Origin of the sequence: Streptomyces sp. NPDC059003 (genome assembly GCF_042740445.1) — a bacterium.
Lineage (GTDB): Bacteria > Actinomycetota > Actinomycetes > Streptomycetales > Streptomycetaceae > Streptomyces.
The window spans coordinates 44,283-58,503 of sequence record NZ_JBHYJH010000022.1; the positions used below are offsets into that span (position 1 = coordinate 44,283).

Sequence of the window (14,221 nt, forward strand, 5' to 3'; positions counted from 1 at the left end):
GGCGAACAAGGCGAACAAGGCGAACAAGGCGAACAAGGCGAACAAGACGGGCAATACGGCCTATTACTCCTCTCTAGAGGGAGAAACCGGGCCGCGGGTTCCCGGAGCCGTACGCTGACTCGTGCACCGGTCCGCGCAGGGCAGCCGGACCGGTCCGCGTCGGGCACTCCTGGGGGAGGCTTTCGCCATGCACCCGCTCGCACCGGACGAGCCCACGGCCATCGGGCCCTACCGGCTGCTCGGCCGCCTCGGCGCCGGCGGCATGGGCCGGGTCTACGTCGGCCGCAGCGCGGGCGGCCGCACCGTCGCCGTCAAGATCGTCCACCCGCACTTCGCGCTCGACGACGAGTTCCGCGCCCGCTTCCGGCGCGAGGTCGACGCGGCCCGGCGGGTCGGCGGCGACTGGACCGCGCCGGTCCTCGACGCCGACCCGGAGGCGGCCGTGCCCTGGGTGGCGACGGGCTACGCGGCGGGCCCCTCGCTCGCCGACGCGGTGCGGGACACCGGGCCCCTGCCCGAGCACTCGGTCCGGGTCCTCGCCGCCGGACTCGCGGAGGCCCTCGCCCACGTGGGCGGCCTCGGCCTGGTCCACCGCGACGTGAAGCCGTCCAACGTCATGCTGACCATGGACGGCCCCCGCCTCATCGACTTCGGCATCGCGCGGGCCACGGACGGCACCGCGTCCCTCACCTCCTCCGGCGTCTCCATCGGCTCGCCCGGCTACATGGCGCCGGAGCAGATCCTCGGCAAGGACGTCACGGCCGCCGCCGACGTCTTCTCCCTCGGTGCGGTCCTTGTGTACGCGGCCACCGGCGCCACCCCCTTCCCCGGCGACTCGTCCGCCGCCCTGCTCTACAAGGTCGTCCACGAGGACCCCGAACTCGGCTCCCTGACCGGCGAGTTGCGCGACATCGCGGCGGCCTGCCTGGCCAAGGAGGCGAAGGCGCGCCCCACTCCCCAGGAGCTCGCCCACCGCCTCGCCCCCGACGGCGCCGCCCCGCTCGTGGCCGCGGGCTGGCTCCCGGGCCCCGTGGTGGAACGGGTGAGCCGCAGCGCGGTCCGGCTCCTCGACCTGGACACGGGCGCGGGCCCCGAGCCGGTGCCCGCGTCGGGCCCGGTGCCGTTCACGGGGGCCGCGGCCGGGGTGTTCGGGCCGCCGGACACCTCGTACGCGGCGCAGGCCCCCGAGTCCGCGCACGCGGAGAAGTACTCGTACGCGGAGAAGTCCTCGTACGCGTCCGGGGCGGCGGCCCGCGTGCCCGAGCCGCGGGACGCGCCCACCGCACCGCCGCCCGGCAAGGTCTCGCTCTCCGTCGCCGCGGACACCGCCCCGGCCGGGCCCGAAGGGCGTGGCCGCAGGGTCAGTTGCACTGTCGCGCTCGCGGTGGCCGGAGCCCTCGCCGCGGTCACCGTGGGGTCGGTGTTCGTCTTCAACCTGCTGCCGGGCGACGACGACGGCTCCAAGGACTCCGCGAACCGTCCGCCGAGCGCGACGGGCGACGGGTCGGAGCGCGTGGGCCTCGTACCCGTCGGCTATCTCGGCAAGTGGAGCGGCGAGGCCCACCAGGCGAGCCGGGTCCCCATCGGCACGTTCGACGTCATCGTCCGCCAGGCCAAGAAGCCCGGCGACCATGTCGGCACGGTGACGCAGACGGACCTCGTCGGGGGCAAGTGCGTGGACGTCCTCACGCTCAAGTCGGTCACGAAGAAGGGAATCGTCGCGACCGGCGTGGGCGCCGAGTCCAACCCCGGCACGTGCTCCCAGGCCTCCCACACGGTCCGCCTGCTCATGGTCACCCGGGATCAGCTTCAGTACACGTCACAGGACCCGGGGGCGGGGAACCCGGAGGCACTCATGGGGCGTGTCGAGGGCTAGGGCCCTTCTGATGGATCTCCGCGGCGTCGCGACGCCCGGCACGCACTCTCGCCGCACCGCGTGAAAGCCCAAGTAGCTCCGCTACGAGGACTTCCGCGCGGCACGCCGAGAGCACGCACCGAACGCCGCTCCTTCTCCCACGGAGATCCATCAGAAGGGCCCTAGTGGACATACCGAACGCGTAGGGGCGCGTCGCCCGGGGTGGGGAGCGCGTGGCCCGCGCGGCGTCACGCGGGCCACGCCGCCGTCACCGGCGCAGGGCCCGCTTCACCCGCTTCGCCTGTGCCGTGTCGCCCAGCGTGTTCCACAGCTTCGCCGAGCTCACCGACGTGTAGACGCCGGGCGCGCCCTGGTCGCCGCAGCCGTCGCCGTAGCTGACCACGCCGATCTGGATGGGGGCCTCGCGGCCGGGCACCGTGCGGAAGATGGGGCCGCCGCTGTCGCCCTGGCAGGAGTCCTTGCCCTCGACGCCCGCGCAGAAGTTGACCTTCGCGTCGTACTCGCCGTAGGTCGTCCTGCACTCGGCGTGGGACAGGATCGGGACGCGCACCTTGCGGAGGCGGTCGGGGGTGTGGGTCAGCTCCGTGTCCGTGTTGCCCCAGCCCGTCACCGTGGCCTTCTGGCCGGGGCGGAGCAGGGAGTCGGTGCCCTGCGTGGGGAGCTTGATGGGGCTGATGCCCGTCACCGGCTTGCTGAGGTTGATGAACGCCACGTCGTACGCTTCCTGGCCCTTGAGGTAGCGCGGGTGGACCAGGATGCCGCCCTTGGCGACATTGCGTATCTTGCCCTGCTTGGTGTTGGAAAGGACGGTACGGCCCACGGCCGTCTGGACGTCCTTCGGCTTCAGCGGCTTGCCCGCGTCGTCGACCAGGCAGTGCGCCGCCGTCATCACCGTGTCCGGGGTGACGAGGCTGCCGCCACAGAACTGGCGGTCCTTGACGCTGCCGGGGCCCTTCTCCAGGACGGCCACCATGAACGGATGGGCGTCGTTGGGGACTTCGGTGCCGCCGATGATGGCGTTGGCGGCGGGGGCGCCGGTGGCCACCAGGGCGAGCGCGGTCACGGCCGTGGCGGACGCGAGCGCGACGCGGCGGGAGGCGCGGCGGGACGTGCGGGAGGGAAAGGAAAGTCTCATGGGGGTCGATTTTCTCTTTCGATGTACGAATTGCTCTGCTTTATGCGGTGAGTTGTGACGCGCGCCCGGTGATCGCTGCGCGCGTCGGCCTGTCAGAGGGCCGCAGGTGGGGGCGGGTTCACTCCCGGGAATCACTTCCGGCCCTGGAGCAACGGCCGTTCCGACAAACCGGATCGAACCGGCACCGGTCGAACTGGTCGAGGCCGCGGTGCGCCGGAGTTATCCACAGGCTCTGCGTGATCTGTCGCACCTTCCGTACGATCGTCTGAGCAGCAGCCACAGGCCGTCGACGCACCCCCGCATCCCCGCATCCAGCAACTTCACGCACCCGAACCACAGGACCAGGAACCAGGAATCCCGCCATGCTCTTGATCCTGATCATCGTGGGCGCCCTCTGGGGCGCCGCCGCGGGCCTGCTCCTGCCCCGCGCCGCGTACCGCCTGTCCGTACCGCCCGAGGAGCCCTGGGCCACCCGCTGCCCGGGCGGCGACCACGAGGTCAGGGGCTGGCTCGGCCGCACCGAGTGCGCGGACGGCGAGCGCTACGGCCCCCGGCCCGTCACCCTCGCCCTCGTGACGGCCGCGGCCTGCGCGGCGCTCGCGGCGGCCACGGGAGCTCGGCCCGAGCTCGCCGCGTGGCTGGTCCTCGCGCCGCCCGGCATCCTGCTCGCCGTCGTCGACTTCGCCGTGATGCGGCTTCCGGACGTGGTGACGCTGCCGCTCGCGGCGGTCGCGCTCGCGCTGCTCGGGGTGGCCGCGGCGCTGCCGGAGCACGGCGGCACGTGGCCGGGGGCAATCCTCGGCGCGATCACGCTGAGCGCCGGGTTCTTCGTGCTCTTCCTGATCAATCCGAACGGGATGGCGTTCGGCGACGTCAAGCTGGCGCTCGCGCTCGGCGCGGCGATGGGCTGGTACGGCTGGGGGGTGGTGCTGCTCGGCACGTTCGCCGGTTTCGTGTTCGCCGCGCTGTACGGCGGCTGGCTGGTGGTGGTCCGCAGAGCGGGCCGCAGGACGGCGATCGCGTTCGGTCCGTTCCTGCTGGGAGGGGCGCTGGCCGGGGTGCTCCTCGGGGCGTACACCGCTTGAGGGTCGCCGCAGGGCGAGCCGCCGGGGACGACGGATACGGGTGGGCGGGTGGCAGCAGCCCGCCGCGCGGCGGCGGCGACCGGCCGCCGCCCACCCGCAGTGGGCCCAGGGGCCTGACGTAGGCTGGCGCGGTACGTCGAAAAGTGGGTCAGTACGTCCACACCCCTTACGAAAGGGACCCCGGTGACCGAGAAGGCCGACCTGCAGTCCGTGCTCGACCGAGCCGCCGAGGGCGGGCGGATCACCGCTGAGGAAGCCCTCGACCTGTACCGCGACGCGCCGCTGCACGCGCTCGGCCGGGCCGCCGACGCCATCCGCCGCCGCCGGTACGCGGGCGTCGAGCACATCGCGACGTACATCATCGAGCGGAACATCAACTACACGAACGTCTGTGTGACGGCGTGCAAGTTCTGTGCCTTCTACGCGGCCCCGAAGGACACCAAGAAGGGCTGGACCCGCGACCTCGACGACATCCTGCGCCGCTGCGCGGAGACGGTCGAGCTCGGCGGCACGCAGATCATGTTCCAGGGCGGGCACCACCCGGACTTCGGCGTGGAGTACTACGAGAAGCACTTCGCGGCCATCAAGAAGGACTTCCCGCAGCTGGTCATCCACTCCCTCGGCGCGTCCGAGGTCGAGCACATGGCCCGCATCTCCAAGGTGTCCGTGGAGGAGGCCATCCAGCGGATCAACGCCGCGGGCCTCGACTCCTTCGCGGGCGCGGGCGCTGAGCTGCTCCCCGAGCGCCCCCGCAAGGCGATCGCCCCCCTCAAGGAGTCCGGCGAGCGCTGGCTGGAGATCATGGAGACCGCCCACAACCTGGGCGTGGAGTCCACCTCCACGATGCTCATGGGCACGGGCGAGACGAACGCCGAGCGCATCGAGCACCTGCGGATGATCCGCGACGTACAGGACCGGACGGGCGGCTTCCGGGCCTTCATCCCGTACACGTACCAGCCCGAGAACAACCACCTCAAGGGCCGCACGCAGGCCTCCCTCTTCGAGTACCTGCGGATGATCGCGATCGCGCGGATCTTCCTGGACAACGTCGCCCACATCCAGGGCTCCTGGCTGACCACCGGCAAGGAGGCGGGCCAGATGACGCTGCACTACGGCGCGGACGACCTGGGCTCGGTGATGCTGGAGGAGAACGTGGTCTCGTCGGCGGGAGCCAAGCACCGCTCCAACCTGCGCGAGATGATCGACATGATCCGCACCGCGGACCGCGTCCCGGCCCAGCGCGCCACGACGTACGAGCACCTCGTCGTGCACGACGACCCGGCGAACGACCCGGTCGACGAGCGCGTCGCCTCGCACATCTCGTCCACGGCGATCGAGGGCGGCACGGCCCACCCGGAGCTGAAGCTCCTCGCCTCCAACTGAGCCCCCGTGCTGACGCTGCACCGGGTGAGCGGGGTCACGGCCCCCGACGGCCGGACCGTCCCCGGCCACGCCGTGGTCGTGGACGGCACGCGTTTCGCGGCGGTCGGCCCGTACGAGGAGCTGCTCGCGGAGTACGGCGGCAGGGCCCGGGTCCGCGAGTGGGCCGGCGTCCTGACTCCGGGCCGGTACGAGCCCGACGCCGTGGCCCTCCTGGAGTCCACGTACTGGCCCGACCCGCGCGAGGCCGACGACCTGGGCACGGCTCCACTGACCGGCGCCGACCTCGACCGGCTGGCCATGACGGACACCCGCTGGGCCGCCAGCGCCAGACGCGGCGTACAGCGCCTCCTGTCAACCGGCACGACGGCCCTGGCGGGCCCCTTCACCCGCCCACCGGTCCGCACGGCCGTAGCCCGCTCGGGCCTGCGCGTCTCTCCGGTGGCACCCCCGGCGACGGGAGCGGACGCCGACTTCGCCGTCCTCACACCCGACGGCACCTGCCTGACGACGGTGATCGCAGGCCGCCTCCTCTTCCGCCGCAGATAGCCGACGACGAGGGGGGGAGGGGTCGCGCCCCGAAGGGGCGCGGGGAACTGCGCGAGCAACCACATCCCAGCCGCACCCGCCAAGAAAGCGAAGAGGGCAGACGCCCCCGCGGGAATGCCCGCCGCAGGCGAAAGGCCCACCGCCGAGGTAGAAGACCGGCCTGACACAATAGGCCGGGTGACCCGCGCATCTCTGGACAAGCAGCCGCACGAAGTCGCCTCGATGTTCGACGACGTCGCGGAACGGTACGACCTGACCAACGACGTGATCTCGCTCGGCCAGGCCCGCCGGTGGCGCAAGGAGGTCGCGCGGGCCGTGGACGCCCGCCCCGCGCAGAAGATCCTCGACCTCGCCGCCGGCACGGCGACCTCGTCCCAACCGTTCGCCCAAGCGGGAGCGTACGTCGTGCCGTGCGACTTCTCGCTCGGCATGCTGCGGGTCGGCAAGGCGCGGCACCCCTGGATGCCGTTCACGGCCGGCGACGCGATGAAGCTGCCGTTCAAGGACGACACGTTCGACGCCGTCACGATCTCCTTCGGCCTGCGCAACGTCCAGGACACCGACGCCGCGCTCCGCGAGATGCTGCGCGTGACCCGGCCCGGCGGCCGCGTCGTGATCTGCGAGTTCTCGCAGCCGACCTGGGGCCCGTTCCGCACGGTGTACGTGGAGTACCTGATGCGCGCGCTGCCGCCGGTGGCCCGCACGGTCTGCACGAACCCGGACGCGTACGTCTATCTCGCCGAGTCCATCACCACCTGGCCGACCCAGCCGCAGCTCGCGGCCCGGCTGCAGGACGCGGGCTGGTCGCAGGTCGCGTACCGGAACCTGACGGGCGGCGTCGTGGCGCTGCACCGGGGGTTCAAGAAGGCCTGAACGGTCTTCTCGGACGCACCGGTTGACGGGAACCGCACGCCAGGGAAGATGTGTCAGTTGATACATCCCGGCCACCGTGCGTGGCCGGGGTGCAACGGTCGGCGCTCACCGACCCGTCCCCTGACGTTCTCCCCGAAGACGGAGCGTTTCGATGGCTTCCTACTGCCCGCACTGCGGGGCCCCATCGCCGGACGAGGCCCGTTTCTGCATGAAGTGCGGGCGCGAACGGCTCCCGGAGCCGGGCACCGCCGACGCGCCGGCGGCCGGCCCCGCGGAAGCGGAAGACGCCTCAACTCCCCATGAGGCCACGGTCGTCGACGACAACCCGGCACCGCCCGCGAGCCCACCCGCTCCACCCGCACCACCCACCCCGGCGAGCCCACCCGCTCCGACGGGCCCGCCCGCGGCTCCGGCAAGCCCGCCCCCGCCCCTCCGCACTCCCCCTCCCGCCCCCACCGCCCCCTCTCCCGCAGGCGCCTTCCTCGGCCGCACGGTGCGCGGCGACTGGGCCGGGTCCGTGCAGGCGGCCCTGTGGCCGCTGGTGACGCTGCTCGCCGTGGCGGTGGCGTGCGCGATCCCGTCGTACGGCCAGGACGACGTGGACGTCGTCGGCTTCGGCGACCGGCTGCGGCTCGCGTTCGCCGTCGTGCTGCAAGCGGTCGGCGGAAGCCTGGAGTTCACGGGCCAGGACGAGCGCGACAGCCTCGGCTCGTCGTCGTCGGACCCGGCGATCGAGGGCAGCGCGTCGCTGCACCTGATCCCGCTGACCGTGACGGCGCTGTTCATCGGGGCGCTCGTCATCGGCGCCCGCGTCCTCAGGAACCGGCAGCGGGCGCGCGCCGCCGCGGTGCCCGGCGCCGCCGGGACGACCGCAGGGCTCGAAGCGGCCGTCCGCGTCGGCGTCCTGACCGCCGCGGGCGTGCTGGTGCTCGCCCTGTTCGGGCAGCCGGAGATCGAGGACGTCGAGCTGTCGTCGGGGCCGTTCCTGGCCATGCTCGGCGCGTTCGTGCTCGCCCTCGCCGTCTCGGCCGCCGTGCTCCAGCGCGACGAACTGGCGCACCGCCTGGCCACGCGCCCCGGCGCGCAGGCATTCGTACGCGCCACCGGCACCGCGATGCGCGCCCTCGTCATCGTGCTCGCGCTGTGCTCCGTGACCGCGTATCTGAGCCTCACCCAGATCGACGACCTCGCCGAGACCGCCGACCTGCGCGACTCCGGCGTCTCGCCGTACGTCGTCGCGCTGCTGCTGCTCCCGAACCTGGGCGTGGCGGCGCTCGGCCTCGGCTGGGGCGCGCCCCTGGAGGCGGAGGCGAGCAGGGACGCTCCGGCGTACGGCGGCCAGGACGAGACCGGGACCTTCGACCTGTCCAAGCTCGGTGACGTGCTGAACTCGGGCGCGGTCGTCGGGGCGTTGGCGCTCGGCCTGGTCGCGGCGCTCGTGGTCGGCGTCCTGGCCGCGCGCCGGTGCGCGGGCCGCGGCGAGCAGATCCTCTCCGCGGGCGTCTTCTTCGCGGTGTATCTGCTGCTCGCGGCGTTCGGCGGCCTCACCTTCGAGACGACGGCGAGCGAGGCCGGGTTCGGCGGGCGCACGGCGAGCAGTTCGATCGAGGCGGGCGTGAGCGTGCCGGACGTGCTGCTCTTCGGGCTGCTGTGGGTGGCCGGTGCGGTGGTCGTCGCGCCGTTCCTGGTGCGGATGGCGGGGCAGGGGGCGTTCGTGGGCGCGCCGCCGCTGCCGCCGACGGCATCGGGCGCGACCGCTGCGGCGTATGCGGCTGCTACGTCCCCGACGTTCGCGGCACCGACGGTGTCCCCGACGCCAGGGTCACCCGCGGCGTCCCCCACACCCGGGGCGTCCCCGGCGCCCCCCACGGCCCCGGCGTCCCCCGCACTCCCGGCATCCCCCACGGCGTCGGCAGCCGCCCCGACCCAGACCGCGACCCCCACACCCGCCGCCACGCCGACACCCCCGCCCGCCCCCACGCCCACACCCCCGCCCGCCCTCGCGCCCACCCCAACCCCAGCCCCGACTCCCGCCCCCACCCCGTACGCCGCCTACCCGCCAGGCCCCCCGCAGCCCGCCACCGCGAACTCGCGCGGCCGGACCGGGATCTGGGCGGCCACCCTCGCCGGCGCCCTGGTCATCGGCGGCGGCACCGCGGCGGGCGTCCTGCTCTGGCAGGAGAACGGCGACGACACGTCGGACGAGGCGGGCAAGAACGGTTCCCCGTCCGTCAGCCGCTCCGACCAGCCGCGTCGGGACCCCAAGGGCACGCAGGACCCGACGGACCCGGCCACGCCGGACGACACCACGGGAGCCGGGGACGGCGGCACCGAGGGCGGCGTCGACGACGCGTCCGTGCCCGCCGGTTCGCAGCGCGTGACCGACGACAAGGGCTTCTCCTTCGCCGTGCCCGACGGCTGGCGGCGGCAGACCAGCGACAACCCGACACAGATCACGTACGCGGGACCGCAAGGGCCGGAGAACTTCCAGGTCGGCGTCATCCGGAACGCCGACTACACCTCGTACGAGAACCTCGACAACATGGAGGTCCACGCCAAGAAGGACCCGGATAAGTCGGACTACCGGCGGGTCCGCCTGGAGGCGAACACCTTCCAGGGCCACGACGGCGCGGTCTGGGAGTACACGTACACGGACCGCGCGGACCGCACGATCCACGCCATCAACCAGAGCTACATCGCGGACGACGGCACCGAGTACGCCATCCAGCTCTCCTGGCGCGAGGAGTTCTGGTCGGACGCGGAGGGCGCGCGGACGCACCGGACGGCCCTGGACGCCTGGCGGCTCACCGGCTGACAGGCCGACAGGCCGACAGGCGGGAAGGGCTACCAACTGCCCGCGCCGACCTCCGACTGCCCCGGCTCGTCGAGCTCCCGCTGGAGGCCGCCGTCCGGCGGCCCCGGCCGCCGCGGCTCCCGCACACCCGCGCCGCCCTCGCCCTCCTGCGGGCCGAGGTCGAACCACACCGTCACCACGGCGCCGCGCGGGACCTCGGTGCCCGGCGGCGGGTACTGGCGCACGACGTGTTCGAGGACCACGTCGTGGAAGCCGGGCCGGTCGCCCGCTTCGAGCCGTACGCCGTGGAGCGCGGCCGTCTCGCGCGCGTCAAGCGCCATCTGGCCCACGAAGCGCGGCACGCGCACTTCCGGCGGCCCGGCGTACCCCGGTGTCTTCGGCACAGGCGTCACCCCCCAGCGGTAGGGGCAGGGTAGCTCCGCCCGCCCCGTCCACAACCCCGCCGGGAGCGCGCGCGGCCACAAGCGGCTACAACGCGAGCCGGAAGCAGTGCGCGTCGCGGTCCTGGCCGGGCGCGGCGACCGTCTCCCCGAGCTCCATGCCGAGGCGCCGGGCCACCGCGATGGACCGCTCGTTGCGCGTGTCGATCACCGCGACCACCGACCGCACGCCCGCGGCCCGCACCCGGTCGAGCGCCATGCGGGCCGCCGCGGTCACATAGCCCCGGCCCCACGCCGCGCGCGTGAGCCGCCAGCCGATCTCTATCTCGCCCGCGGGGCCCCAGTCCCGGGGCCACGGCTGCGCGCCCGTGAGGCCGACGGGCTCGCCGTCCGGGGCGAGCAAGGTCCACAGGCAGAAGCCGAGTTCGGCGTCGTGTCTGCGCTGGCGCGCGGTGAGCTCCTCGTACATGGACAGCTCGGACGGCACGCCGTTGGTCGTGTACCGCATGACCTCGGGGTCGTCGAAGAGCCGGTGCCAGACGAAGGCGTCCTCGTCGGTCGGGACGCGCAGCTGGATGTCCGCGCGGCTCACGTCGCTCACGTCGCTCACAAGTGGCCCTTCGGCTGGTTGATCAGTACCGCCTCATAGACTGCCTCTATCCCGTGCCCGTCGGCACACTGATTTCGAGCCTTGGGGAGAACCCGCCGTGACCGAGCCGCTCTCCGAAAACTCCGCGGACGTCATCGTCGTCGGCGCCGGTCCCGCCGGCTCGACGACGGCGTACTACCTGGCGAAGGCCGGACTCGACGTACTCCTTCTGGAGAAGACCGCGTTCCCACGGGAGAAGGTCTGCGGTGACGGTCTGACGCCGCGCGCCACCAAGCAGTTGGTGGCCATGGGCATCGACATCTCCGAAGAGGCCGGCTGGCTGCGGAACAAGGGGCTCCGCATCATCGGCGGCGGCTCACGGCTTCAGCTGGATTGGCCGGATCTCGCCTCTTACCCCGACTACGGCCTCGTCCGGAAGCGCGACGACTTCGACGAGCAGCTGGCCCGCCAGGCGCAGAAGGCGGGCGCGCGCCTGCACGAGCGCTGCAACGTCGGCGCCCCGATCGTCGACGAGCGCACGGGCCGGATCACCGGCGTGCACGCCAAGCTCGGCGAGGAGAAGACGCCCGTCACCTTCCACGCGCCCCTGGTCGTCGCCGCGGACGGCAACTCCACGCGCCTGTCGCTCGCGATGGGGCTGCACCGCCGCGAGGACCGCCCGATGGGCGTCGCCGTGCGCACGTACTTCACCTCGCCGCGCCACGACGACGACTACCTGGAGTCCTGGCTGGAGCTGTGGGACCGCCGCGGCGCCCAGGACCGCCTCCTGCCCGGCTACGGCTGGATCTTCGGCATGGGCGACGGCACGTCGAATGTCGGCCTCGGCGTCCTGAACACGTCGGCCGCCTTCAAGGAGCTCGACTGGCGCGAGATCCTCAAGGCCTGGTGCGCCTCGATGCCGGAGGACTGGGGCTACACCCCGGAGAACATGACGACGCCGATCCGCGGCGCCGCCCTGCCGATGGCCTTCAACCGCCAGCCGCACTACACCCGCGGCCTGCTCCTCGTGGGCGACGCGGGCGGCCTGGTGAACCCGTTCAACGGCGAGGGCATCGCGTACGCCATGGAGTCCGGCCAGATCGCCGCGGACGTCATCGTGCAGGCCGTGGCCCGCGCCACGCCCGCCCAGCGCGAACTGGCCCTCAAGAACTACCCGAAGACCCTCAAGGAGGTCTACGGCGGCTACTACACGCTCGGCCGGGCCTTCGTGAAGCTCATCGGCAACCCGAAGGTCATGCAGATCGCCACCCAGCGCGGCCTCACGCACCCGGTCCTGATGAAGTTCACCCTGAAGATGCTCGCCAACCTGACGGACCCGACGGGCGGCGACGCGATGGACCGCATCATCAACGGCCTGAGCAGGGTGGCCCCGAAGGCCTAGCAGTTCTCGCCGGCGCGCCGCGCCGGTCGGCACGCGAAAGGGCCGGAACCCGCTCGGGGTTCCGGCCCTTCGTCGTCCGTACGAAGTACGCGACCGCGTCAGAGGACGCGCACGGCTCCGGAGGCGGGGTAGCCGGAGAGGTCCTGGATCACGACGCCCTTGCTGGGGTTGGCCGCGTCGAGGTACTTGCCGCCGCCGATGTAGACGCCGACGTGGTACGCGGAGCCCGCGCCGCCCCAGTACAGGATGTCGCCCGGCTGGATGTTGGAGAGCGAGACCGGCGTGCCGGCCGTCGACTGGGCCTGCGAGACGCGCGGCAGGTCGACGCCGACCTGCTTGAAGGCGGCCTGGACCAGGCTGGAGCAGTCCCACGCGTTGGGGCCGGAGGCGCCCATCACATACGCGTCGCCCAGCTGGGCCTTCAGGAAGCTGATGACGGTGCCCACGCTGCCGCTGGCGGGCGCGGCGACGTCGGAGGCGGAGGAACCGCCACCGGTGTTGCTGGAGCCGCCGCCGGAGGGCGCGGAGGACGTCTTGAGCGTCGTGCGCTCGGTGGACCGCGCGGCGCGCTCCTGCGCGGCCTTGCGCTTGGCCTCGGCCTCGGCCTTGGCCTTCTTCTCGGCCTCCGCCTTCTTCTCCGCGGCCTTCTGGTCCTTGGTCGCCTGCTTGGCGGCCTTGACGGCGGCGGCCTCCTGCTGGGCGCGCGCCTCGTAGCTGTCCGCGGTCTGCTGGGTGGCGTCCGCGGACTGGGCGATCTGGGCGGACAGATCGGCCGTGAGGGTGGGCAGCTCGATGGTCTCGGTCACCGGCTCGGCGGCATTCGCCGTACCAGCGGCGCCGGCCACTGCCAGGGTGCTGAGGACGCCACCGGCAACTCCGGCGCGCAGAGCCATCTTCGACGCGCTGCGACGGGGCTTCCGGTGGCTGGGTATGTGAGCGGTGTGGGACATGAGAACAACCGCTATCAGGGACACACGGTTCCCTTCAAGAAACGTGTGCTGCGCCACAGTTGCGCCGCGCAGGCTTGAATCCCGGGCGTGTCGCCCCTTATTGACGCCGTAACGGGCAATGCGGACAGGCGTGATCACGCCTGTGATCATGGGTTTTCGGCATTACGTCCGAATTGCCCGTGGTCTAGCACGCGTTGACGCGGTTGGCCAAGCCCGGTTGTTCGCCCGGCCGTTCGGGTGTGGCGCAGCTCACTCCCGACCCCCTCGCGCCCCTCCCTGAGACCCCATCGAGACCTTCCCGAGACCTCCCGACGGTTCGCGGCCGCGCGCCGATGGCACAGGCGTACGCGCCGATGGTTCGTGAATCCGTGCACACGTCCACCCTCGTCCACATCTCTGCCGCCCCCGTGTGAACGCGTCCCTCTATCAAGTGATCACGTCCAGCGCCAATTTGCCTGTAGTGGCCAACTCTTGATAATGCAACCCCGCCCCGACCAGGCGTAACACGTCAAGATGTCACCTCTGGTGATCACTCAGGTGCTTCGCGTGTGAAGATCACCGCTCATCCGACTTCATGATCCTTCGTCAGGTGGTGGAGATCACAAAGCCGTTGTCGTACCCCGTGTCGCAGATCACAGACCGGCAGGCATAAGATGCGGGGCAGTTGGGCTTGTGACCTGCTTCACATGTAAGCGATCTTCGGGGGCTCCGGAAGGTGCCCGGGGCGCCGTGCGAGGTGGGGCGCGAGGCCGACGCAACCGCCAGCAGTCAGTGCCGACTGAGAGGAGCGAGGAGCGGTGAACGCGTATGCGCCCATCCTCGTACTGGGAGCCCTCGGAGCAGGCTTTGCGATCTTCTCCGTGGTCATGGCCACGCTCGTCGGGCCGAAGCGGTACAACCGCGCGAAGCAAGAGGCCTACGAGTGCGGCATCGAGCCGACCCCCACGCCGGCCGGCGGCGGGCGCTTCCCCATCAAGTACTACCTGACGGCGATGCTCTTCATCGTCTTCGACATCGAGATCGTCTTCCTCTACCCCTGGGCCGTCACGTTCGACGCCCTGGGGATTTTCGGGCTCGTGGAGATGCTGCTCTTCGTGCTCACCGTCTTCGTCGCGTACGCGTACGTGTGGCGGCGCGGCGGCCTGGAATGGGACTGACCCCCGGAAGGGGACAGAGGAGCCACTGAG

General features: G+C 72.1%; 12 protein-coding genes. 8 read left to right on the plus strand and 4 right to left on the minus strand.

Annotated elements, in window-relative coordinates; genetic code table 11:
- The first annotated feature begins 187 nt into the window (after positions 1-187).
- The gene (locus ACFWZ5_RS11800; protein WP_384795409.1) at positions 188-1,876 is read left to right on the plus strand and encodes a protein kinase; all 1,689 of its coding nucleotides are present in this window, start codon (positions 188-190) and stop codon (positions 1,874-1,876) included.
- Positions 1,877-2,123: 247 nt separating this feature from the next.
- On the opposite strand, the gene ACFWZ5_RS11805 is transcribed toward ACFWZ5_RS11800, so the two are convergent.
- A complete protein-coding gene (locus ACFWZ5_RS11805; RefSeq protein ID WP_384795411.1) occupies positions 2,124-3,011 on the minus strand; it encodes a S1 family peptidase in 888 nt (295 codons plus the stop codon).
- Between the two features lie 362 nt (positions 3,012-3,373).
- On the opposite strand from ACFWZ5_RS11805, the gene ACFWZ5_RS11810 reads away from it, so the two are divergent.
- The 5 genes from ACFWZ5_RS11810 (at position 3,374) to ACFWZ5_RS11830 (ending at position 9,713) form a co-directional block, all read left to right on the plus strand.
- Positions 3,374-4,096, plus strand: coding sequence for a prepilin peptidase (locus ACFWZ5_RS11810; RefSeq protein ID WP_384795413.1), 723 nt, complete (start codon positions 3,374-3,376; stop codon positions 4,094-4,096).
- 183 nt (positions 4,097-4,279) lie between these two features.
- The gene (gene mqnC / locus ACFWZ5_RS11815) at positions 4,280-5,479 is read left to right on the plus strand and encodes a cyclic dehypoxanthinyl futalosine synthase (RefSeq protein WP_384795415.1); all 1,200 of its coding nucleotides are present in this window, start codon (positions 4,280-4,282) and stop codon (positions 5,477-5,479) included.
- A gap of 6 nt (positions 5,480-5,485) precedes the next feature.
- Positions 5,486-6,025 (plus strand): hypothetical protein, encoded by a 540-nt coding sequence (locus tag ACFWZ5_RS11820; protein ID WP_384890677.1) that lies wholly within the window; start codon positions 5,486-5,488, stop codon positions 6,023-6,025.
- A gap of 177 nt (positions 6,026-6,202) precedes the next feature.
- Positions 6,203-6,898, plus strand: a complete 696-nt coding sequence (locus ACFWZ5_RS11825) for a demethylmenaquinone methyltransferase (RefSeq protein WP_384795454.1) — start codon at positions 6,203-6,205, stop codon at positions 6,896-6,898.
- A gap of 151 nt (positions 6,899-7,049) precedes the next feature.
- Entirely contained in the window at positions 7,050-9,713 is a 2,664-nt protein-coding gene (locus tag ACFWZ5_RS11830; RefSeq protein ID WP_384795417.1) for a zinc-ribbon domain-containing protein, read from the plus strand.
- A 29-nt stretch (positions 9,714-9,742) separates the two neighbouring features.
- On the opposite strand, the gene ACFWZ5_RS11835 is transcribed toward ACFWZ5_RS11830, so the two are convergent.
- Both ACFWZ5_RS11835 and ACFWZ5_RS11840 read right to left on the minus strand, forming a co-directional pair.
- The gene (locus tag ACFWZ5_RS11835) at positions 9,743-10,033 is read right to left on the minus strand and encodes a PASTA domain-containing protein (RefSeq protein ID WP_384795456.1); all 291 of its coding nucleotides are present in this window, start codon (positions 10,031-10,033) and stop codon (positions 9,743-9,745) included.
- Positions 10,034-10,181: 148 nt separating this feature from the next.
- Positions 10,182-10,685 (minus strand): GNAT family N-acetyltransferase, encoded by a 504-nt coding sequence (locus ACFWZ5_RS11840; protein ID WP_384795458.1) that lies wholly within the window; start codon positions 10,683-10,685, stop codon positions 10,182-10,184.
- Positions 10,686-10,800: 115 nt separating this feature from the next.
- Between ACFWZ5_RS11840 and ACFWZ5_RS11845 the strand changes: the two genes are divergently transcribed.
- On the plus strand, positions 10,801-12,084 hold the full coding sequence (locus ACFWZ5_RS11845) for a geranylgeranyl reductase family protein (protein WP_384795419.1): 1,284 nt from the start codon (positions 10,801-10,803) through the stop codon (positions 12,082-12,084).
- Between the two features lie 98 nt (positions 12,085-12,182).
- Here ACFWZ5_RS11845 and ACFWZ5_RS11850 read toward each other — a convergent pair whose 3' ends face one another.
- Positions 12,183-13,034 carry a C40 family peptidase gene (locus tag ACFWZ5_RS11850; protein WP_384795421.1) on the minus strand — a complete coding sequence of 284 codons (852 nt, stop codon included), beginning with the start codon at positions 13,032-13,034 and terminating at the stop codon, positions 12,183-12,185.
- Between the two features lie 797 nt (positions 13,035-13,831).
- Here ACFWZ5_RS11850 and ACFWZ5_RS11855 point away from each other — a divergent pair.
- The gene (locus ACFWZ5_RS11855) at positions 13,832-14,191 is read left to right on the plus strand and encodes an NADH-quinone oxidoreductase subunit A (RefSeq protein ID WP_384795423.1); all 360 of its coding nucleotides are present in this window, start codon (positions 13,832-13,834) and stop codon (positions 14,189-14,191) included.
- Positions 14,192-14,221 lie beyond the last annotated feature (30 nt).